The sequence below is a fragment of the Aquimarina rubra genome, assembly GCF_042684305.1.
Taxonomy (GTDB): domain Bacteria; phylum Bacteroidota; class Bacteroidia; order Flavobacteriales; family Flavobacteriaceae; genus Aquimarina; species Aquimarina rubra.
Map to the genome: position 1 here is coordinate 1,217,979 of NZ_JBHULE010000019.1, position 22,382 is coordinate 1,240,360.

Annotated in this window: 21 protein-coding genes and 1 tRNA gene; 12 read left to right on the forward strand and 10 right to left on the reverse strand. The window is 33.3% G+C overall.

All coding sequences use genetic code 11. The features are described from left to right. Positions 1 to 34: 34 nt before the first annotated feature. Positions 35 to 994 carry an ROK family protein gene (locus tag ACFSR1_RS14020; RefSeq protein WP_378293522.1) on the reverse strand — a complete coding sequence of 320 codons (960 nt, stop codon included), beginning with the start codon at positions 992 to 994 and terminating at the stop codon, positions 35 to 37. 450 nt (positions 995 to 1,444) lie between these two features. Between ACFSR1_RS14020 and ACFSR1_RS14025 the strand changes: the two genes are divergently transcribed. Further along, the gene (locus ACFSR1_RS14025; protein WP_378293524.1) at positions 1,445 to 2,890 is read left to right on the forward strand and encodes a serine hydrolase; all 1,446 of its coding nucleotides are present in this window, start codon (positions 1,445 to 1,447) and stop codon (positions 2,888 to 2,890) included. A 79-nt stretch (positions 2,891 to 2,969) separates the two neighbouring features. Beyond that, on the forward strand, positions 2,970 to 4,121 hold the full coding sequence (locus ACFSR1_RS14030) for a helix-turn-helix domain-containing protein (protein WP_378293525.1): 1,152 nt from the start codon (positions 2,970 to 2,972) through the stop codon (positions 4,119 to 4,121). A 140-nt stretch (positions 4,122 to 4,261) separates the two neighbouring features. Here the strand turns inward: ACFSR1_RS14030 and ACFSR1_RS14035 are convergent. Together ACFSR1_RS14035 and rseP are read right to left on the reverse strand one after the other, a co-directional pair. Further along, positions 4,262 to 4,335, reverse strand: a tRNA-Asn gene (locus ACFSR1_RS14035). A gap of 93 nt (positions 4,336 to 4,428) precedes the next feature. Next, the gene (gene rseP, locus ACFSR1_RS14040; RefSeq protein WP_378293527.1) at positions 4,429 to 5,745 is read right to left on the reverse strand and encodes an RIP metalloprotease RseP; all 1,317 of its coding nucleotides are present in this window, start codon (positions 5,743 to 5,745) and stop codon (positions 4,429 to 4,431) included. Between the two features lie 156 nt (positions 5,746 to 5,901). On the opposite strand from rseP, the gene ACFSR1_RS14045 reads away from it, so the two are divergent. Continuing rightward, positions 5,902 to 6,582, forward strand: a complete 681-nt coding sequence (locus ACFSR1_RS14045) for an SCO family protein (RefSeq protein ID WP_378293529.1) — start codon at positions 5,902 to 5,904, stop codon at positions 6,580 to 6,582. A 56-nt stretch (positions 6,583 to 6,638) separates the two neighbouring features. On the opposite strand, the gene ACFSR1_RS14050 is transcribed toward ACFSR1_RS14045, so the two are convergent. Further along, complete coding sequence (locus ACFSR1_RS14050) at positions 6,639 to 8,126, reverse strand: hypothetical protein (protein ID WP_378293531.1); 1,488 nt, start codon at positions 8,124 to 8,126, stop codon at positions 6,639 to 6,641. A gap of 329 nt (positions 8,127 to 8,455) precedes the next feature. On the opposite strand from ACFSR1_RS14050, the gene ACFSR1_RS14055 reads away from it, so the two are divergent. Together ACFSR1_RS14055 and feoB are read left to right on the forward strand one after the other, a co-directional pair. Further along, on the forward strand, positions 8,456 to 8,683 hold the full coding sequence (locus ACFSR1_RS14055; RefSeq protein WP_378180781.1) for a FeoA family protein: 228 nt from the start codon (positions 8,456 to 8,458) through the stop codon (positions 8,681 to 8,683). Positions 8,684 to 8,697: 14 nt separating this feature from the next. Then, complete coding sequence (feoB, locus tag ACFSR1_RS14060) at positions 8,698 to 10,794, forward strand: ferrous iron transport protein B (protein ID WP_378293533.1); 2,097 nt, start codon at positions 8,698 to 8,700, stop codon at positions 10,792 to 10,794. 422 nt (positions 10,795 to 11,216) lie between these two features. Here feoB and ACFSR1_RS14065 read toward each other — a convergent pair whose 3' ends face one another. The 3 genes from ACFSR1_RS14065 to ACFSR1_RS14075 are packed head-to-tail and all read right to left on the reverse strand — an operon-like array spanning position 11,217 to position 13,140. Continuing rightward, positions 11,217 to 12,140 carry a DMT family transporter gene (locus ACFSR1_RS14065; protein ID WP_378293535.1) on the reverse strand — a complete coding sequence of 308 codons (924 nt, stop codon included), beginning with the start codon at positions 12,138 to 12,140 and terminating at the stop codon, positions 11,217 to 11,219. A 46-nt stretch (positions 12,141 to 12,186) separates the two neighbouring features. Beyond that, positions 12,187 to 12,603 carry a hypothetical protein gene (locus ACFSR1_RS14070; protein WP_378293537.1) on the reverse strand — a complete coding sequence of 139 codons (417 nt, stop codon included), beginning with the start codon at positions 12,601 to 12,603 and terminating at the stop codon, positions 12,187 to 12,189. Between the two features lie 18 nt (positions 12,604 to 12,621). Then, positions 12,622 to 13,140 carry a GNAT family N-acetyltransferase gene (locus tag ACFSR1_RS14075; protein WP_378293539.1) on the reverse strand — a complete coding sequence of 173 codons (519 nt, stop codon included), beginning with the start codon at positions 13,138 to 13,140 and terminating at the stop codon, positions 12,622 to 12,624. Between the two features lie 118 nt (positions 13,141 to 13,258). On the opposite strand from ACFSR1_RS14075, the gene crtD reads away from it, so the two are divergent. Genes crtD through ACFSR1_RS14090 form a run of 3 tightly spaced genes read left to right on the forward strand, consistent with a single transcriptional unit; the run spans position 13,259 to position 16,519 of the window. Further along, a complete protein-coding gene (crtD, locus tag ACFSR1_RS14080) occupies positions 13,259 to 14,740 on the forward strand; it encodes a 1-hydroxycarotenoid 3,4-desaturase CrtD (protein WP_378293541.1) in 1,482 nt (493 codons plus the stop codon). 6 nt (positions 14,741 to 14,746) lie between these two features. Continuing rightward, a complete protein-coding gene (locus ACFSR1_RS14085) occupies positions 14,747 to 15,373 on the forward strand; it encodes a carotenoid biosynthesis protein (protein WP_378293543.1) in 627 nt (208 codons plus the stop codon). Further along, positions 15,374 to 16,519, forward strand: coding sequence for a lycopene cyclase family protein (locus ACFSR1_RS14090; RefSeq protein ID WP_378293545.1), 1,146 nt, complete (start codon positions 15,374 to 15,376; stop codon positions 16,517 to 16,519). A gap of 5 nt (positions 16,520 to 16,524) precedes the next feature. On the opposite strand, the gene ACFSR1_RS14095 is transcribed toward ACFSR1_RS14090, so the two are convergent. Both ACFSR1_RS14095 and ACFSR1_RS14100 read right to left on the reverse strand, forming a co-directional pair. Continuing rightward, complete coding sequence (locus ACFSR1_RS14095) at positions 16,525 to 17,568, reverse strand: transglutaminase domain-containing protein (RefSeq protein WP_378293547.1); 1,044 nt, start codon at positions 17,566 to 17,568, stop codon at positions 16,525 to 16,527. A gap of 73 nt (positions 17,569 to 17,641) precedes the next feature. Next, entirely contained in the window at positions 17,642 to 18,376 is a 735-nt protein-coding gene (locus ACFSR1_RS14100; RefSeq protein ID WP_378293549.1) for a TerB family tellurite resistance protein, read from the reverse strand. A 207-nt stretch (positions 18,377 to 18,583) separates the two neighbouring features. On the opposite strand from ACFSR1_RS14100, the gene ACFSR1_RS14105 reads away from it, so the two are divergent. The 4 genes from ACFSR1_RS14105 to ACFSR1_RS14120 all read left to right on the forward strand — a co-directional run bounded on the left by ACFSR1_RS14105 (position 18,584) and on the right by ACFSR1_RS14120 (position 21,622). Next, entirely contained in the window at positions 18,584 to 18,994 is a 411-nt protein-coding gene (locus ACFSR1_RS14105; protein WP_378293551.1) for a BrxA/BrxB family bacilliredoxin, read from the forward strand. 189 nt (positions 18,995 to 19,183) lie between these two features. Further along, positions 19,184 to 19,942: a lysophospholipid acyltransferase family protein gene (locus ACFSR1_RS14110; RefSeq protein WP_378293553.1), complete on the forward strand. Its 759-nt coding sequence runs from the start codon at positions 19,184 to 19,186 to the stop codon at positions 19,940 to 19,942. An 11-nt stretch (positions 19,943 to 19,953) separates the two neighbouring features. Beyond that, positions 19,954 to 20,955 carry an acyl-ACP desaturase gene (locus tag ACFSR1_RS14115; RefSeq protein ID WP_378293555.1) on the forward strand — a complete coding sequence of 334 codons (1,002 nt, stop codon included), beginning with the start codon at positions 19,954 to 19,956 and terminating at the stop codon, positions 20,953 to 20,955. A 7-nt stretch (positions 20,956 to 20,962) separates the two neighbouring features. After that, on the forward strand, positions 20,963 to 21,622 hold the full coding sequence (locus ACFSR1_RS14120) for an HD domain-containing protein (protein WP_378293557.1): 660 nt from the start codon (positions 20,963 to 20,965) through the stop codon (positions 21,620 to 21,622). A gap of 154 nt (positions 21,623 to 21,776) precedes the next feature. On the opposite strand, the gene ACFSR1_RS14125 is transcribed toward ACFSR1_RS14120, so the two are convergent. After that, positions 21,777 to 22,157 carry a hypothetical protein gene (locus ACFSR1_RS14125; protein WP_378293559.1) on the reverse strand — a complete coding sequence of 127 codons (381 nt, stop codon included), beginning with the start codon at positions 22,155 to 22,157 and terminating at the stop codon, positions 21,777 to 21,779. Between the last annotated feature and the right edge of the window lie 225 nt (positions 22,158 to 22,382).

Sequence of the window (22,382 nt, forward strand, 5' to 3'; positions counted from 1 at the left end):
TCAAGATTTTATTGTTATGGAGGATACATGCCAACTAATTTTTAAATTCTGACCAAATCAAAGCTGCTGCTCCCGAAATGGCGGCGTTTTTATCTTGTAATCCAGAAGGTAATAGTTTTACTTTTCCTTTATAAATATCCAAAAGATAGGTGTCCATATACTTTTTTGTAGGTTCGAATATCCATTTGTCACTTCCTGCCAAGCCTCCGAGTAAGAAAAAAGCTTCCGGCTGGGTAAAAGCGGTAAAATTAGCAAGGGCAAAACCTAGAATTTTTCCTGTATATTCGAAAGCTTTGATTGCAATGGGATCACCTTCTTCTGCGGCCTTGGTTATTTCTTCGCCATGTAAATCATTGTATGCGATACTTCTAAATCTACTTTCTTCATTGTATTTACATAGCATATATAAAATCGTACGTTTTAATCCCGTGGCAGAAACATAAGCTTCTAATCCGCCTCGCACACCAAGACCTGTTAAACGACCATCGCCTAGAGTGAGATCAATATGTCCTAATTCTCCGGCAAAACCATCATAACCATCAATTAGCTGCCCGTTTGCAACAATTCCGCCTCCAAAACCGGTACCTAAGGTGACCACAATAAAATCTTTCATTCCCTTGGCATCGCCAAAAAGCATCTCGCCAAGTGCAGCGGCACTAGCATCGTTCATCAGTTTTGCAGGTAGATTGATTTTCTCTTTCAGTTTTTCAAGTAGAGGTACAGAACCTTTCCAGACAAGATTTGAGGCATTTTCTATGGTTCCTCTTTTGCTGGAGGCATTTGGAGCGCCAATGCCGACACCAAGTAAATTCGTATCCCTAGACGTTTGATTTTTAAGTTCTGAAATCGTACTATTTATCTTCTCCAAAAACAGATCTAGATCTGGATAATCTTTGGTTCTAAAAAAGGTTTGAACCAAACTTTCTCCTTGTTGATTTACCAAACCTATCTTGGTCTTTGTACCACCAATATCAATTCCTGCAACTACGTTCATCGTTACTTAAATTTTAATTTTCCCTTTAAAATATGGCAGTTCATTTAATATTCAAAGATAAATATGAATAATTCATACTTTTTCTGGTCGGATTGATAGATTCATAGGGTATGCCGATCATTATTTGTGTTTCAGCAAAATCCTTTAATGTTATATCCAAAGCTCATAGAGCTTGGTTTAGAGGTCTCAAGAATGTTTAATTCTTCCTTTTTAAAGGAATCAAAGTATTTGTATAAACATAACGATTGGTTTTGATCTTCAAACTTCTTGCTCAAAACGGTAATAATACAATCAAATCTAAACAAATTGATAATCGAATTTTTGGAAAATAATAAGTTCGCTTTTTTTAAGTGGGACTTTTAATTAATTTCTTAGAACTAGTTTTGTACGATAAATGAAGGATACAAATTCTTTTTTATTAGTATATCATCATCAATCAAAAGTAAAAAAATGAAAAAAGACCTATTGTACGTTTTAATATTAGTAATTATCAATATCTCCTGTGCCGATAGGAAAAGTGTAGACAAAACTTATGATTTAGAAAACAATATCGATACTTATATTACTAATGTAATGAAGTTGCATAATATACCGGGTGTCGCTATTGCCGTTATGCAGAATGATAGTGTGATCTATCAAAATTATTTAGGAAAATCTTCATTGGAGCAAAATAAAAATGTTGATGAACATACATTGTTTAGAATGTTTTCTGCTACGAAGCTAATGACATCTATAGCCGTTTTTCAGCTTGTTGAAAATGGGAAAATTGGCTTGAAAGATGAAATTTCAAAATACCTTGATAATTTACCGATGAAATGGGGTGATATTAGGATCAATAATTTATTAAGTCATTCATCAGGTCTGCCTGATATGATTAAATATAAATGGGATTTAACTGATGATCAATTAATGGAGAAACTATCCAACGATGATATGGATTTCGAAAAAGGAAGTCAATTCCAATACAATCAAACTAATTATTGGCTTCTTTCTCAGATCATTGAAAAAGTTTCGGGATTGTCTTTCTCAGAATTTGTATTGAAAAATCAATTTAATGATGCTTACGATAATGTATTGTTTTCGTCTAATGCTACAGATGATATTCCTAAAAGAGCAACAAGGTATTTCTATAATTATGAAACAAAGGAGTTTAATAAAGATAAGAACAACAGTGGGACAAGAGGCTTTTCTGGAAATGGATTAAATATTACTCTCAATGAGTTTGTTAAATGGAATACAAAACTAGACAATAATGAATTGCTTAGTAATGAATCAAAAAAGAGATTATGGGCACCTTTTAATTTTAAAAATAAAAGGGATAAGTTTTTGCACGGATGGGGAGTATATCCGGTAAATGACATAAAATCCATTGGTTTTTCTGGAGGGAATTGTGTAGGATTTAGAAAATTTTTAAACAGTAATACGACTATTATTTTACTTTCAAATGGTTATTTACATCCAGCGTATGATATCATGATAAATGATATTTCCAGGATGATAATTCCAGAATTAAAAGCTAAAGATTTGACTTTAGAAGAAGATATTATGAATCTAGTGGTGAACAAAAAGTATAAAAAAGCAGAATTAGCATTTAAAAGACTGGTGTCAGAAAATCTAGAAAGTGAGTTTGACAATTTGAAGTGGAACATAAACGGGATAGGAAATACACTAAATTACAATAATGATGTAGAAGCGTTTGATGTTTATAATATTCTTCACGAAACATTTACAAAATGGTGGGTTCCTAAAGCAGGTTTGGCAGAAACATACGAAAAACAAGGTGATACTTTACAAGCTATAGCTTCTTACCAAGAAGCAATTATGCTGAATGTTGATAATGAGTGGGGTTATAATCAACAAATGGAAGTCAAAATAAAAGAGCTAAAGAACAATTAATCAAGTTTGTATTTGTAATACTTTTTAAACAGTAGTTGTTTGAACATGCTTATTTTAGTATTTATATTACTGTTTTTTTATGAGTCAAGATTTTATTTTGGAAAAAGCCACAATAATTGTAGTTTTCATTGCATCGGTTTTAGCTTTTTTTTTGTTTACTGTTAAAAGTAAAAAACACAATAAAGTTAGTAATAGATCAATGGGGTTGTTTTTGTTGGTATTAGCAATTCATATTAGTGTTTTTCTTTATTCAGATTACTTCAGAACACCTTTGATTTTTGAGCAGGTAAGAGATCAGTTAATACTCTTTTCCGGACCTTTACTTTATTTACATTTAATTTCATCTACATATCTTGATTTTAAGTTAAGTAGAAAACATCTATTACATCTGACACCTTTTTTTTTGGTAACTATTATTTTCATTCCAAGATTTTTTATCGTGAGTGAACCAGAGCGAATCATTTTTTATCAGTCATATCATTCTCATTTAGAAGCAAAATTATATGCTGTGTTAAATATAGTTACTATTAGTTTCTACTTAATACTTATGTATGTAGAGCTAAAAAAGTATAAATCGATACTAGCGGAGAATTATTCAGACAAAAGATATTTTAATTATAAATGGCTAAATCAACTAACTTTTTTGTTGATCGTATTATTTGTTTTTTCATTCTTTAGAACAGCTATTATTTATTTTGGGAGTAATGAGGAAATACTAAATATTAGAATTTTTCACACTATTTATTTATTAATGTTTGTATCGTGGTTAATACTTAAAAGTTTGTATTCGCCAGAAATTTTCCGTGCGGTTGATACTAAACATAAATTGGTAAAGGATCTGTATACAGATAACTCTAAGAAGATAAATCCGAGTATAGTAAATGATAAAAAACGAATTCAAGAAAAAATAGCAAAATTGAAACAACATATTGAAACTAATCGACCTTTTCTCAATTCTTCATTGAGTTTAAAAGAACTTGCTAATGATGTTGGAATGGAAACCCAAGAGCTGTCAGTTTTAATCAATCGGTATATAGGGAAGCATTTTTTTGATTTCATTAATGAGTATAGGGTAGAGATGGCCATCAAAATTCTTAAAGATCCTAACAGGAAGTCTAGTCATATTTTGGAGATTCTTTATGAAGTTGGCTTTAATTCTAAATCATCTTTTCATAGAGCTTTTAGAAAACACACCAGTAAAACGCCTAAAGATTATCGAGCCAAATCATGAAAAAAGAATGTTCTTATAGCACAACAATCTTTTTTAGTTCTACTGTTTTTTACAAAATATCCTGTTTGAAATTTTTTTTCAAGTATGCTTTGATAGAAGGATATAAAACAAAAAAGTCCAGCATTGCTGCTGAACTTTTGCTCCCCCTCTTGGGCTCGAACCAAGGACCCTTTGATTAACAGTCAAATGCTCTAACCAACTGAGCTAAGGAGGACTATTGCTTTTGCAAATATAGAGTGTTTTTCTCTTTTGCGAGTGCAAATATATACTAATTTTTGATACTCAAAAAGATTTTTTTAATTTTTTATCACTTTCCGAAAATTGCACGGTAAATATCGTTACCATTTGCGAAAAGAAGTAAAGCGATTAGGATCACAAAACCAACCAGTTGTGCGTATTCCATAAACTTATCATTAGGTTTTCTACCAGCGATGATTTCATATAACAAAAACATTACATGCCCACCATCCAAAGCAGGAATCGGTAATATGTTCATAAAAGCTAAAATAATAGAGATAAAGGCAGTAGTGCTCCAAAAAGCCGCCCAATCCCACACAGGTGGAAACAAATTACCGATAGCCGCAAAACCACCAATTTGTGTAGCTCCTTTTTTGGTAAACACATATTTAAACTGTGCTACATAATCGTGGAGCTTCCAATAGCTATAATCAAATCCTTTACTAATACTTTCGCCAAAAGAATACTCATCTCTGTTGATTTTATAAAAAACAGGTAACACACCTACAGTACCTTCTTCATCAGTTTTTACGGTAATGGTGTTCTCAGTCCCGTTTCTTAGATAGGTAATAGCAACGTCTTTTTCTTTTTCAGAATTTACCTCCTTCTTAAACTCGTGCCACCAGTCGATCTTTTTTCCATTCACAGATAGAATTTCATCACCATTCCTAAGTCCGGCAGCATAAGCAGGCCTATCAGCCACAACTGTATCTAAAACAGGTTTTATTCTGATACCAAAAGGTTCCATAACACCTTCTTCGAACATGGTAGTACCAATATCTTCTGGGATATCTATGGTTTTGGTGTTTCCATCGGCAGACAAAACAGTAATATTCTGTACATCTCTTAAGAAAAGATACATATTGATATCCGATGCGTCTTTAAAATCTTCTCCATTTACCTTTAATATTCTATCACCATCCTGAAATCCATATTTTTCAAAAATTTCTGCTACTTCATATCCATCAGGAATATCTTCTATAGAAACATAGGTAATTCCCCAGGTAAAAATGATAATCATGTAGATTAAAAACCCAAGAATGATGTTTACAGTCACACCACCAAGCATAATAATCAAACGTTGCCAGGCTGGTTTAGATCTAAATTCCCATGGTTGAGGTGGTCCGGCCATTTGTTCTTTGTCCATGCTCTCATCAATCATTCCGGAAATTTTGACATATCCACCAAGTGGTAACCATCCGATACCATAAACCGTTTCGCCAATTTTTTTCTTAAATAATGAATATTTTACATCGAAAAATAAATAGAATTTCTCTACTCGGGTTTTAAATAACTTAGCAGGAATAAAGTGTCCTAACTCGTGTAAAACGATCAGTATAGACAAACTTAATAACAGCTGTAATGCTTTTACAATAATGGGACTCATATGGCCTTATTCAAAATTAAATCACGCAAAAGTAACCTTTTAGAGTAGTTTATGAAAGAAATCAGGTATACAGATTCGGGTTTTAATATTTTTTTAGCGAAAACCGTAATTCTATAAAAGATAATCCTTGTAATTTTGCAACTCTAAAATGTAAGTATGCTTCGATTTTTTGCTAAGTACAAATTCTTTGCCATAGTGCTGTTTATTTTATCAGCAATTATAATTTCTATCATATATTCTATTTTAAAGCCAAAACGTGTGCTGAATGTATACGAACCGGATATGGTTAGTTTGGAGCTGGTAGATAGCACTGTACAACATATTCGAAAATACCATAAAATAGCTGATTTCAATCTAAAGAATCAGAATGGAGAAGAGGTAACCCAAGCGGATTACAAAGATAAAATTTACGTCGCTGATTTTTTCTTTACCACTTGTCAGACGATTTGTCCGATAATGACGGGTAATATGAAAACTATACAGTCAGCATTAAAAAATGACCCTGAGGTTTTGTTGTTATCTCATACCGTTATTCCTGAAACGGATAGTGTACCACAGCTAAAAAAGTATGCTTTAGAAAAAGGAGTGGATGATGCAAAATGGAATCTAGTAACCGGTGACAAAAAACATATATATGATTTAGCAAGAAAATCATATTTGGTTGCAAAATCTGATGGGGATGGAGGTCCCTATGATATGATCCATACCGAAAACTTTGTGCTAGTTGATAAAAAGAAACGGATACGTGGTTTTTATGATGGTACCAAAGAAGAAGAAATGGAACGTTTGCTGGAGGATATTAAGGTTTTAAAACAAGAGTCTTCAATTCTGAATTAAAAAAACCTAAACACTGCAGAGAACAATGTTTAGGTTTTAGTAAAAAACTTAAATATTTATTCTAAAAAAGTCACTTCTGAATTAGAATTTAATTGAATTACCAGTTTAAGAGATTCAGTAAATATGGTTGGACTGTTATTGGATAATGGAAATTGAAAATCCCAATTCACAGGATTATCATCACAATTGTCCAAAGGTCCGGTAAATTGAATTCCACCCAGAGCATAAAATTCATCATATTCTTCATAATTGTATAAATCAGGAACCTGATTAAACATATTATCTGCTACAACCTGGTTGCTGCTATTCATCCATTCGAAACTACTAGCTTCTACAATTTTAATTTCGCAAAAAGTATCGGGTATCACAATACCACCTTCGTTATTAAAATAAGTTTCTAACGCAAAAGTAGGAATGGTAATTTCTGGATTCGGTTGATCGTCTGCCAAAGAAGTAAAATCAACAATCATCTTATCCCCGCTACTTAAGCTTATATAGTTTGGAATCACAGAACCATCATTTCCGTTACCTCCATCATTTCCTCCACCACCATTATCATCGTCATCATCTTCGATAACCACATCTTCTCGATCCATCATAAAATCAAATTGATCCTGACCCATAGCATTTTTTACACGTAGACGAAATGAGGTATCTTTTGTGGTTTTCCAAGAATATGTATATACTTTAGTTGCGTTGGCCGGAACCTCAAAACCTTCAGGATATGCCCCATTAGGATTTTTCATGGACTTCCATTTTCCGTTGGCATAGTATTCAAAATACAGTTCAGGACCCACATAGGAACTACAAGGAGGGCTTTGGCAATACCCACCCGAAATATTTGATGAATAATGGTCATTAGAACTGTTTTGCACAGATTTTGCACAGATTTTACCTTTCCACTTATTGATTTTATTCATCACGGCATGTAGCTTATATCTGGGACCTTTACTGCAGTAAGATGCGGGCACGCTGGCACAATCGTTTACAAATCCGTTATAATTGTTTGGAGTTTTATCCAGTTCCACAAATTCCGGAGTTCCTAAAAACCCATATGCAATAGAGCTGGTAAAATCACTATTCTTGCAAGCAATTACTCTACGGGGAATTCCTTCATTTCCAATAGGGAACTCTACTGCAACACCTCTTGCCCATCCTTGGTCTTGTAGTTCAATATTTTTAGCAGCGATCACATCTTTTTTTAGTTGCAGAAAAGTTGGAATCTCAGTTCCTGGTTCTGAAAGTGCCCAGAAGGCTTCTTGCTCAGATAATTCTTTTCCGGCGATTTTGGTAATATTGTTCAGTACAGAACATTCATTACAATCACTTTCTTCCAGAATAAAAGCGCCTTGAAGCTCTCCATCATCAATTTTATGAAAACGAATAGTATTTCCGTTAGACAAGGTAATCTTAGCTTCGGTATCTGAAGTTTTAGTAAGCTGTTCTGAATTATTGATTTTCGATTCATGTATATCTGTTTTCTCACAGGAGATCAGAAGTAATATAAATGAATACATCCATATATTGATATTTAATTTTCTCATTATTGTAAGGTTTTATGAGTTACGATACCTACTCTGTTTCAAGGCTTTTCAGTTTCCGCCTTTGCTAAATTTAGACAGGATGAAATTACAAGGAGGGTGGCGTCTGGATATCCGAAAATTTTGAAATTCAAAGATTCCGGACGCATTTTGGGTTATTTGCCCTATTAGGTGTAGGGTTAAAAACGGTTGTTTTAAAGAAGCACGATTAAAAAGGAAGTAGTTCTGGTGATTTTTTTAACTATTTGTAAAAGGTTTTTCTAAAAGATAGCTTTCCCAATACATATTTTTCCACTACTTTTGCCTTGTTTAAAATTAATCTAAATAAGCACTTGAAGACAACTATTGCAAATCTCAAACGCGGTCAGCGAGGGTTGATTAAGGAAATAACCTCAGATATCATTCCACTTAAGTTATTAGAAATGGGATGTCTGCCGGGTAATGAAGTTCAGTTGTTGCAGACTGCACCATTCCAATGCCCTATGTACCTAACAATTAATGGTAGTCATCTTGCCATACGTAAAGAAATTGCTTCACAGATTGAGATTGAAATCATTTAACCGAATTATTTTTTATGGCCAAGCAGATTAAAGTTTCACTTATCGGAAACCCAAATACAGGTAAAACATCTGTTTTTAATTTGCTAACAGGATTAAACCAACAAGTCGGTAACTATCCGGGTATTACTGTAGAGAAGAAAGAAGGCATTTGTAAACTACCTCGTGGTGTAAAAGCACATATACTGGATTTACCGGGAACGTATAGTCTTAATGCATCGTCATTAGATGAAAATGTAGTCATAGAAATCTTACTTAATAAAAAAGATAAAGACTTTCCGGATGTAGCGATTGTAGTGAGTGATGTAGAAAATCTTAAAAGAAATTTACTCCTTTTTACTCAAATAAAGGATTTAGAGATCCCTACGATTTTAGTTATTAATATGGCGGATCGTATGAAGAGAAAGGGGATTTCATTAGATATTCCTTTACTCGAGAAAGAATTAAACACCAAAATAGCCTTGGTAAGTGCCAGAAAAAATCAAGGTATTGATGAACTTAAAAAACTAATTCTTTCTCATACTTCTTTACCAACCAAATCGTGTGTTGATGCCTTGACTTTTGCTCCAGAATATTTTGAAAGGCTGAAGAAAGCATTTCCTAATCAATCGATTTATAAACTTTGGCTAGTAATTACCCAAGATGTCAACTTCAGAAAAGTTGACAAAAAGAAACCTTCAATAACACCCGATTTTGAGATTAAATCCGAAAGTGAATTGAAGCGATTTCAACAAAAAGAAACGATCAAAAGATATCAGTTCATTAATACCGTACTTAAAAAAGGATTGGTTGTGGATGAACGAGCGGCAACAGGAATGCGAGCGAGATTGGACAGAGTTTTGACTCATAAGTTCTGGGGATATTTTATTTTCTTTGCCATATTACTATTAATTTTTCAGGCGATTTATGACTGGTCATCTTATCCAATGGATCTAATTGATGAAGGATTTGCCTGGCTAAGTGAAACCACCAAATCAATTTTACCATCCGGACCTTTTGTAGATTTGATTACGGATGGTATCATACCGGGACTAGGAGGCATCGTCATATTTATACCCCAGATAGCATTTTTATTTCTTTTTATTTCCATACTAGAAGAAAGTGGCTATATGAGTCGTGTAGTGTTCTTAATGGATCGGGTAATGCGTCGATTTGGCTTAAGCGGAAAAAGTGTTGTTCCGTTAGTCTCAGGAACTGCCTGTGCAATTCCAGCAGTGATGGCTACCCGAAATATAGAAAATTGGAAAGAACGTCTTATTACTATTTTAGTTGTGCCTTTTACAACCTGTTCTGCAAGGTTACCGGTGTATTTAATTATCATTGCATTAGTAATACCGGATGAAAAAGTTGGGTGGATATTTAGTTACCAAAGTCTTACACTCATGTTGCTATATTTCATAGGTTTTGGAGCAGCTGTAGGATCTGCGTGGCTGCTTAATAAGATGCTTAAAATCAAAAGCAAAAACTACTTTGTTATTGAAATGCCGGGTTATAAAATACCTTTATTTAAAAATGTGGTTATTAATGTGGTAGAAAAGACAAAAGCATTTGTTTTTGGTGCAGGTAAAATAATTTTAGCGATTTCTATAGTTTTATGGGTTTTGGCGAGTTTTGGACCAAATGAAAATTTTAGCAACGCTAAAGAAATAGTGACCTCTCAATATGCTGATCTTTCTCAAGAAGAATTAGATCAGAAGATAGCTTCTTACAAATTAGAGTATTCATTTATCGGCTATGCAGGTAAGGCTATAGAACCAGTTGTGGCTCCTCTGGGATATGATTGGAAAATAGGAATCGGAATTATAAGCTCTTTTGCGGCAAGAGAAGTTTTTGTGGGAACACTGGCAACAATTTATAGTGTTGGTAGTGATGAAGAGGAAACCATAAAAAACAGAATGGCCGCTGAGGTAAATCCGGTAACTGGTGCGCCTCTATTTAATTTGGCTAGTGGTATATCTTTATTATTATTTTATGCCTTTGCGATGCAATGTATGAGTACATTGGCTATTGTTAAGCGAGAAACCAATAGCTGGAAATGGCCAATGGTACAGCTTGTGTTTATGAGTATTTTAGCATATAGTGTGGCGCTCGTAGCATATCAAATTTTAAAATAAAAAATAAGTTTTTGTATCTTTCATCGACTGATTAAATATGAATATTCTTATCCAAAACATATTAGTACTTATAGTATTTGCCTTAGCAATAGGATTTTTGATTAAAAAATTCTTTTGGAAGCCTCAGGTTTCTTCTGCAAATAAAAAATTACCTGGCTCTTGTGGTAAAAATGATTGTGGTTGCCATTAACAGTGAACTATGACTACTGTTATTATCCTAACAGCGTATTGGTTTGATTATAAAGTAAACAGAAAGCAATTTGTTTCGGACCTTAAAGGCGGGTTGTTATTTGTACTGTTTCTTCTTCTTGTTTTTGTAGCTTCATATTTTTTTCTGAATCTTGGAATTCTCTATTCAGTTTTAGGAATCGGAGTTGTGTTGCCTCTTAGTTTATTTACAAAACATCTTTTGAAGATGTAATCTATTTTCTTGGTATTCTTCGTAAGGAACGATTGCTGCTAATCAAATACACCCCCACAAAAATTAAAATACAGCATAGTAGTTTTACAACGGTAATATCTCCTTTATATTGACTATTTATCACAAAATATGCCATACCAGCTACTAATAACATGGCTACTGCAGGTTGTACGTAGATATAACTGCTGGAAACGGTAGGTTTTACATATTGTAATGCAAACATATTTAATAAATATGCCAAAAATGTTGGGCCCATAACCACATATAACAGAGATATCCAATTAGAAGTTTGATAAGTGTCAAAATTGGTCTCCAGTAATTGTCCGATACAAAAAGGGAACATAAAGATAAATCCAAAGAAGAAAGTCCAAACAATAACAGTGATAGGTTTATATTTTACCATCATTGGTTTTACAATAACCAAATAGAATGCAAAGGCTAAAGCATTAATTCCGATAAATATATTTCCTTTTAATGATCCTGTTCCTAAACCAGAGTTCCCTAAATAAATTAATAAAACGGCACCACTGCCGCCAATACATATACCCAGAATTCTGGTTAGTGTTAAGGGCTCTTTTAATAGAAAATAACTAATAATTACCGTAAAGATGGGCATTGCTGTAACAATAATAGCAGCATCTACAGGAGAAGTTAAACTTAAACCGTTCATAGAAAAGAACTGATTTGTGGCGACTCCTAGAAGTCCGCAAAGAAGCAATCGAGGAATGTCTTTTTTTTGTACTTGTTCTTTAACAAAGAATCTAAGTATAAAAAATAAGAGTCCGGCTCCACTGATTCTAAGGAAAACCAAAGCAGAAGGGCCGATTTTATCAGGCATTAATCCTTTGGCAATAAGATAATTTGCACCATAGATCATATTCACACTTAATAATGCAATATGTGCTCTGGCTTGGTTAGAAATCATCTAGCAAATAAACTAAATAAAGAAAGACCGATAGCGGTTGTAACATTTATTTAACGAGCAACTCTAGATAGTAATCTGTGGGATCTGTTTTTTTAGAACCTGAAGGATATGGGCTGAGGTTATATCCATAAACAAACTTATCACCGGATTTTAAAATTTCTTTTGGACTAGTTGGTCTAATCCCTTTTGCTCCTATAATGATTTCTTTTTCTTCTAAAAGTGTATTATTTTCATAGATGCCAATTAGGACTTTTGCCTGTCCTGCCCAAACACAGTTTACATCAGTTGGACAACGAGAGTCTTCAAGTACTTTCAAGAATTTAACACTTGAATCTTTAAAATTGATTGTCTTACCGGGTTTAAGTTTGGTAATTATTTGAGGAGGCTTTACTTTTTCTGATTTATCTTGAGCCTTTATATATAGTGGGCTAAGCAATAGAAGTATGTAAATTAATCTTTTCATAGTTTTTTGTTATTTATTTTATTGATAGTTTTTGTTTACTATAAAATACCTATGTTCATTTAGTAGGACACTGTTTTTTACAACAGCTTTTAGAGAAATACCTTCATTTATATATCCATTTTTTTCCAGTATTTTCATGGATGCGATGTTGTTTTCGAATATACCTGCATAGATTCGAATTAAATTTAGTTTTTCAAACCCATATCTGGTTATTAATTCTACAGCTTTTGTAGCAATTCCTTTTCCCCAATAAGGTTCACCAATCCAATAGCCTATTTCAGCGGATCTGCGATAAACGTCACTTTGTATGATCAAGCTGATTACACCACAAATGTCATTATTATACTCAATTCCAAAACTTTGTTGTGGATTTTGTGTTTGTACATGATTGATAAAGAGCTCTGCATCACTTTCTTTATATGGATACGGAAAATAATCCCTCAAATTATTCCAAATGTTACTGTTATTAGCAAGTTCGGCCAGTCTTGAAGTGTCTGATAATTTTAATTCTCTTATTTTAATTTCTTGATGCTTCAAATTTTTATAAATATCAAGTATACGATTAAGTTTATGTTAAAGGTATATAAAAAACCATACCAAATTATCGAAAATATGATCACTTTCTAATTTTTCCGAATATCTTTATGCTCAGAATATGTCAAATAAGAAAGTTGTAATTATAGGATCCGGTATTGCGGGATTGGCTGTGGCAATTCGTTTACGTAACCAAAATTTTGAGGTTGAGGTGTACGAATCAAATTCCTATCCGGGAGGTAAATTAACCGAAATTCGTACCAAAGGTTATCGTTTTGATTGTGGGCCTTCGTTATTTACAATGCCGCAGTTTGTGGAGGAATTATTCACTATTTCAGATAAGAATGTTAAAGATTACTTTGAGTATGAAAAAAAAGAGGTGGTTTGTAACTATTTCTATGAAGATGGGACTAAATTTAAGGCATTGGCAAATACTGAAAAATTTGCAAAAGAAGCCGAAAAGACATTTGATGTAGAGAATGCTCAGATTTTGCAATACTTCGAAAACAGTAAACTCAAATATGATCTAACATCCTCCTTGTTTCTCAATAAATCACTACATAAATTATCAACCTATTTATCTCTAGATACCATAAGAGCTATTACAAGAATCAACAGTCTGGGAATTAATAAAAATTTACACGGCTTGAATGCAAAGCAGTTTAAGGATCCTAGGCTAGTTCAGTTTTTTGATCGTTTTGCTACTTATAATGGTTCTTCTCCATACCTTACTCCTGGTATCATGTCAATGATTCCACATTTAGAACAATACTATGGAACTTTTTTTCCAAAGGGAGGGATGCATAGCATCACTAAAAGTTTATACAAATTAGCAACGGATTTAGGTGTTACCTTTCATTTTAAATCCAAAGTGGATGAAATAGTCACAAACAATAAAAAGGCAACAGCAGTTATTGTGGATGGCGTAAAGAAAGGAGCAGATTTAGTAATATCAAATATGGATGTGGTGCCTACATACCGAAAGTTGTTATCTAATCAAAAATCGCCCGAAAAAACCCTAAAACAACCAAGATCAAGTTCTGCATTGATTTTTTATTGGGGAATTAAAAAAGAGTTTCCGGAACTAGATTTACATAATATCTTTTTCTCGAAAAACTACAAAGAAGAATTTGAATATATTTTTGAAAAGAAACAGGTTTTTGATGATCCAACGGTATATATCAATATTACCGTAAAAAATGAATCAAATGATGCTCCTCGTGGTTGCGAGAACTGGTTTGTGATGATCAACGTTCCGGGTAATGAAGGACAAGATTGGGACAAAATAATAGACAAATCCAGGAAAAATATTCTCAATAAACTGTCAAAATTATTAAAAATGGATATTGAAGAATTGATCGAAACTGAAGAGATTCTGGATCCAAGAAGTATCGAAAGTAACACCCAATCCTACCAAGGATCGTTGTATGGTTCCAGTAGCAATAATAAATACGCAGCTTTTTTGCGACATCCAAATTTTTCAAAAAGTATTAAGAATCTTTATTTCTGCGGAGGCAGCGTACATCCAGGTGGTGGAATTCCGTTATGTTTGCTTTCCGGTAAAATAGTTTCAGAATTAATACAGAAAGATTTTAAACCCTAAAAAAGAATGCGTCCAGAAAGAAAGTTACTTATATCGATCATACTCATCTGGTTATTCAATATATCTGGAATTATCGGAATTTTAATTGGCTATCAGGATTGGTTCCTGTCATTGACACCACTTAATTTGTTATTGTATTTGGCACTGATCCTTTGGAATTCCAAAATTAATTTAACTCTAATTTTGGCATTGCTTATTCCTTTTAGTATCGGAATGATTACAGAATACTTGGGTGTAAACCACGGATTGATTTTTGGAGATTATCAATATGGTGAAAATTTAGGGATTAAAATTTGGGGAGTACCTTGGATTATCGGAGTAAATTGGACTTTATTGGTGTATTGTACAGCAGCTATTTCAAAGAAAATACATCATAATATTATAGTATCCTCATTCATTGGAGCTGTGTTGATGGTGGCGCTGGATGTCATTATTGAAGTTTGTGCTCCTAGATTTGATTTTTGGGAATTTAAGGATGGTACGGCTCCTTTACAGAATTATATCGGATGGCTGGCCACTGCGTTCATTGCCCTCATTTTGTTTCAAAAAATCCATAAAACCTTGCAATACGCTGTGTCTATTCATATTTTCATAGCTATTTTTATCTTTTTTACGACTTTTTTATTCTTTTAGATGCAGAAATATGATTATATCATTATAGGCACAGGAGCATCAGGTTTGATGCTGGCGTATCTCATGATGATAGATTCTTATTTTGATGAAAAACAAGTCCTGTTAATTGATAAAGAAGTAAAGAATCAGAATGATAGAACCTGGTGTTTTTGGGAAGAAGAGAAAGGAAGTTGGGATACCATTGTCTCTAAAAAATGGAATCATATTTTCTTTGGAAGTAAACATTTTTCGGATACGGGAAACATTCTGCCGTATCAATATAAACTCATACGCAGTGGGGATTTTTATAATTTTATTTTTGAGTTTTTGCATCAGAAACCTAATATCACAATAGTTCAGGAAACTTTGATAGGATTTGTGGATGAAGGAAATATTGTGGAGGTAGAAACGGATCAAAGAAAGTATTTAGGTAATAAAGTATTTAATAGTGTATTGTTGTCTCGAGAGTTTAAGAACCAGAAAAAATATCCGCTTTTAAATCAGCATTTTATAGGATGGTTTATAAAGACCAAAACTCCTGCTTTTGATGAAGAAACGGCTACTTTTATGGATTTTGATTTAGATCAGAAAGGGAATACTCGTTTTATGTATGTATTGCCATTTTCTAAAACTGAAGCCTTGTTTGAGTACACTTTGTTTTCTAAAGACCTCCTAGAAGAGGAAGAATATGAAAAAGAAATTGAAATTTATTTAAGTTCCAAGGGAATTAAAGAGTACCAAGTTATAGAAAAAGAAAAAGGATGTATCCCTATGACTTGTTACGAGTTTAGAAAACAAAATTCTAAAAACATACTGCATATAGGAACAGCTGGTGGATGGACAAAAGCAAGTACCGGGTTTACATTTAGGAATACCGAAAAGAAAGTCGGGGAGCTTATCAAGTTTCTTAAAAAAAATGATGATCTATCAAGGTTTGATAAGCGAACTAAATTTTGGTATTATGATTTGTTGTTTCTGGATCTTTTATCGAAAGAAAATCAAAATGGAGCTGCTTTGTTCTCAAGATTATTTAAGAGAAATAAAACCACCCAAATATTAAAATTCTTAGATGAAGAAACTTCATTCCTGGAAGATCTCAAGATTATGTCTACAATGCCTTCAGGTAAATTTGTGAAGATGGTTTGGGACAGATTATTCAAAAAATAATAAAGCTATTCTATTTTAAAACCAACCATTGGGATTTCATTAATTACTATCGTGAGTTCTTTGGCATTAGGAACTGCAGATAAATCAATCTTAAACCCAACTTTTCCCTCTTGATATTCTAATTCTCCACGATAACTGAATTGTCTATTATTAATTAAATATATAATCGAAAAAATAGGTTGATCATACTCGACAACAAACTCCTTTATAGTATCGTCTTCTTTTATTAGAATTCCTTCTAAGGGACGTATTAAAGAAAAATCCTGAGATTTTTCGTGATTAAAGAACAAAGGAGCATTAGAGAATGTTTCTTTACTAATTTGTTCTTTTAACAAACTGTTCTCATAAAAATCCGGATAGTGCTCTTTTATAAAATCCTCTGGATCCGTTCCAAAATAGAAATAATTAGGCTGTTCAACAAACTGTTTGGTTTTGATATCATAATATCCTGTGCTTCCCCAGGTAACATCTATTAGATATTTTTTAAAGTCAATTTCAATAATGTTCCAGGCATGGTCAATACGATAGTCTTTTCCTATGTGACTAATTTGATTTTTAGCTTTCCCTAAAACATAAAAGCAGGTGATGCCTAGGTGATCACACACTTCTTTAAATAGTTGTGTGTATCCCTCGCAAACAGCGGTGCCGTTAGAGATCACTCGTTTAGAAATTTTCTCTCTATATTTTTTTTCGGTTTTTAAATGTTTCTTCGACCCGGATTTTGATTTATCGTAATCCATATAATTTGCGGATCTAAAACTAGGAAAAGGATTATGCTGTACTGATTTATAAGAGTTGGCGTAATCGGTATAATATTTTCCGGATTCTTTATAATCATAAGATATATTTTTTGTGATCCATGAAAATAATGCTTTGGCTTTATCTAACTCAGAATCAAAATCTTTGGCAATTTGATCCGCGAGCTTTTTAGAAGTTTTAAATTTTTTGGGATATCGATCTACAATAGCGTCAATGCTGTCAAAATCCTGACTATAAGAGCTACAAATCAATAGTAGGCTTATAAAAACAAAAAATACTAGCTTATGCATAGGTTGTTTTAGCATCAATTATTGAACCAAATAAGTTACAACTAATACTTGTATTCTGAAAGAGATCTATAAATTATATCAAGCCGCGTTCTTTTTGGATTTGCTCATAAGCTTTCTGTACTTCTTTGAATTTTTCTTCGGCGCCTTTAATGTGCACCGGATCCATATGCTGTACTTTATCGGGATGATATTTTTTGACCATTGTTCTATAGGCCTTTTTTACTTCGGCATCAGTAGCGGTTTTTTCAATCTCTAATATTTTGTATGCGTGACCACCTGTTTTAAAAAACATAGCCTTGATACTTTCAAAATCACTAAAATTGACGCGCATAAAACCAGCCATTTTTTGAATTTCTCTTGCCTCAGCTTCACTAACGCTTCCGTCTGCATTGGCGATTCCAAACAAAAAATGAAGAATTTGCAACCTTGCTGCATATCGAGTACGTTGGGTAAGAAACATGCATATGCGCTGAGCAGAAATCTCTCGATTTTTTATAATCTCATTAAATGTTCTAAAAGTAGCATTGGCACGTTCTTTTCCATAAGCACTTACAAAATATTGGCGAACATAGTCCAACTCAGTTTGATTTACACGACCATCGGCTTTTATAACAATCGATGAAAGCGAAAGCAAATTCAGTTCAAAATCCCCAGGACTTACCTGTTTTTCCTGAGTAAATACTTGGGTAAATCCACCACTACCTTTAGTTCTTGTGGCATCCAGTAGACTGCCGAGTATAAAACCCAATATGGCTCCGGGGAATCTAAAAAATATACCTCCAACTAATGCGGCAATCCATTTAATCATTCATCGTCAATTTTGAGGGTGTAAAGATAATTGAATTATTTACACGATTTCGTTTATATTAGATTAGTAAGACTCTAGATAGTTTTGTTACTAAAAATAATTAAGTAAGGTTTTTGAAACCTTTTACGACTAGTTGGCAGTAACACCGATGTGGTACATTATTTGTATCTTTACATTGAAATTTTAAATAAAAAATAGTTAAGAAATATGTATCCAGCAGATTTAGTAAAACCAATGCGCGAGGACCTAACTAGTATAGGCTTTGATGAATTACAGACAGCAGCAGATGTAGAAGCGGCTATAGCAAAAGAAGGAACCACGTTGGTGGTTGTAAATTCAGTTTGTGGATGTGCTGCAGCTAACGCAAGACCGGGCGCAAAAGCTTCTTTGACGAATGATAAAAAACCTGACAATTTAGTAACTGTGTTTGCAGGTGTAGACAGAGAAGCTACCGATAAAGCAAGAGGATATATGATCCCATTTCCTCCTTCTTCACCATCGATGGCGTTGTTTAAAAACGGAGAATTAGTTCATATGTTAGAGCGTCACCATATAGAGGGAAGACCGGCAGATATGATCGCAGAAAACCTTAAAGACGCTTATAACCAGCATTGTTAAGAGTTTCCTGATTTCGGGTAAAAAATATTAAAACCGTCTGCAATTGCAGACGGTTTTTGTTTTAGAGGATAAATGAGTTAAGAATGGTCTATTAATGTTTTATAGATTGTAATTTTATGTGCTAAACAATTGGCTAACTAAAAATAATATCAGACCTTGCACTACAGTAACACAAGTCAAAATTATTAATTGCTAAGAGAAGGTATGGGGGCTTTAAAAAGGATCGTTTCGTATCCGCTTTCAATAGTTTTCTATTTGTTTTTTGGATTAACACTGTTAATTTTTCATCCACTGCAGTGGCTAGGAGTCAAATTAGGAGGAGCAAAAGGTCATAGAGGAATGATCAATTTAATGAACCTTTGTTTGTTACGTTGTTTACATTTTTTGGGAGTGACTTTTAGTTTTAAGAATGAACATAAGTTGCCTAAAGATCGTTCTTTGATTATTGTTTCTAATCATCAAAGTATGTTTGATATTCCTTTGATATCTTGGTATTTGCGTCGGCACAAACCTAAATTTATTTCAAAAATTGAGCTGGGTTCAGGAATACCTAGTATTTCTTTTAATTTGAGGCACGGTGGACATGCGTTAATAGACCGAAAGAATTCAAAACAATCGATACCCGAAATTTCTAGATTTGGAAAGTTTATTGCAAAAAATAAGTTTTCGGCCGTAATTTTTCCAGAAGGAACCAGAAGCAGAAATGGTGAACCAAAACAATTTGCTCCTACAGGACTAAAAATATTATTTAAAAATGCCCCGGAAGCCTTAGTAGTACCTGTTACTATTAATAATAGTTGGAAACTTGTGAGATTTGGTAATTTCCCAATGGGAATTGGGTTGCACCTTACATTGGAAGTAAAAGAGCCTGTTGATGGAGAAAGTTTAACCACAGAAGAAATACTCGATATCACAGAAAAGAGAGTGATCTCTACCATAAAAACGTAAATAAAATAGTCATGGCGATAGACAATATTAGATTAGAGGTAATGCAGTTATTGGAAAAGAAGATAGAATCTTTCATAGATAAATTTTTAATTCCAATAGACAAGGTATGGCAACCAACCGACTTTTTGCCAGATTCACAAAATGAAGATACGTTCTTTGATGAGGTAAAAGAGTTAAGAGAGTTAGCTAAAGAACTTCCATACGATTTTTGGGTAGTTTTGGTAGGAGATACTATTACTGAAGAAGCGCTTCCTACGTATGAATCGTGGTTAATGGACGTAGAAGGAATTAATCAGCATGAAGGAGAAGGAGGAAACGGTTGGTCTAGATGGGTGCGTTATTGGACTAGCGAAGAGAACCGACATGGAGATGTTTTAAATAAATATTTGTATCTGTCAGGAAGAGTAAATATGATAGAGGTGGAGCGTACGACGCAACATTTGATTAATGATGGTTTTGATATTGGAACAGATAGAGATCCATATAAAAACTTCATATACACAAGTTTTCAGGAACTAGCTACTAATATTTCTCATAGTAGGGTTGCTAAGTTGGCAAAAGGTTATTCAAATAAATCGCTAGCTAAAATGTGCAAAATTATCGCTGGTGACGAAATGCGTCATTTCAATGCCTATAGTGATTTTGTCAAAAACATTTTCGAAGTGGATCCAAGCCAGATGATGGTTGCATTTAGTGATATGATGAAACATAAAATTGTGATGCCGGCGGTTTTTTTAAGAGAATCCGGAAACGCAATCGGTACAGCCTTTGAGGAGTTTTCTAATGCTGCTCAACGCTTAGGAGTCTATACAGCTCAAGATTATATAGATATTATGCAGCGACTAATTGACAAATGGGAAATAGACCAATTAGTAGATCTTAATGATGAAGCTGAAAAAGCACGGGATTTTGTAATGAAATTACCGGCTAGAATGCAACGTATTAGTGAAAGACTGGTAGTTCCCGAAGAAGTTTTTGAGTTTAAATGGGTACAACCTGCTTTGATTAAATAAACCACGAATGCATACTACAGAAGATCAGATTATACATAAAACTGTAGACTTCGTAAAAAACACACTTAAAGGAGCTGAAGGAGGACACGATTGGTTTCACATTCATAGAGTGTTTAAAACCTCACAGACCATTGCTAAAGATGAAGAAGTAGATGTTTTGGTAGTTTCTCTTGGAGCATTACTTCACGATATTGCTGATTCTAAGTTTCATAATGGAGATGAAACGATCGGTCCTAAAATTGCTAGAGATTTTTTGGAAAGTCTAACGGTAGAAAAGAAGATCATAGATCACGTAGTGCTAATTATCGAAAACATTTCTTTTAAAGGAGGAAATACCGAACAGAAGTTTTCTTCTACAGAACTGGATGTTATACAAGACGCTGATCGTCTGGATGCTATTGGAGCAATAGGAATTGCCAGATGCTTTAACTACGGAGGTTATAAGAACAGGGCTTTGTATGATCCGGAAATAGTACCTAATTTACAAATGACTAAAGAAGAGTATAAAAACTCTGCTGCTCCAACAATTAATCATTTCTATGAAAAATTGTTACTTCTTAAAGACCGAATGAATACCGCAACAGGTAAAAGGATGGCAGAGGATAGACATCTTTTTATGGAAAGCTTTCTAGAACAATTTTATAAGGAATGGGAAGGTAGACATTGATGAGATGTCTACCTGTTCTTGTATTCCAACTCCCATTTTTTGATTGATAAAGGTTCGTTTTTTGATTATGCAAAAATGCTGATTGTAAATTCTACTACAATAAGAAAATAGCTAAGAATAAAGTCTATTAATAATTTTGTAAGTGTGATCATGATTAGTGATTTATGGTTCCGTTATTAATGGTTACTAATTTTGACGAATTTCGATTTACAAACTCTAGAGTAAAGCGATCAATCTCTTGATATCCATCTACTTTTTTTAGTAATAATTGATTGATTCTATTGGCCTCAGTATACAGATCAGAATACTTACAGTTTTTTAATTCGTACTCCGCAGTTTCTGTAGAGATTCCTTTTTCTGATACTGCTAAACCTTTTACATATAAAAACTGTCTTATTTCATCACAATCACAATTTGATTGTAGAACCTTTAGAATAGCATTTGATTTATCTTCTACTTTATGACCAACTATGATAGCATAGGTCAAAAGCCCGGCAACAATTCCTATAGAAAATAAAATAAATTGCTTTTTCATTAGTAATGTTTTTTACGTAATAACTGTTTCAATAATTATCTAGTCAAAGTACCTTTAAAAAAACAGTAAAAACAAGAGAAGCAAACCTATTTTAAAGAAAAACGGGTTGCTTTTGTGTTTGTAAAAATTTCATTTTCAGTATGTTATATTTAAAAATAAAATTTGTGAGCTAAAAATAGAAATCACCCTATATTTATTAATTTCGGGTGTTTTTGTAGCGTTTTT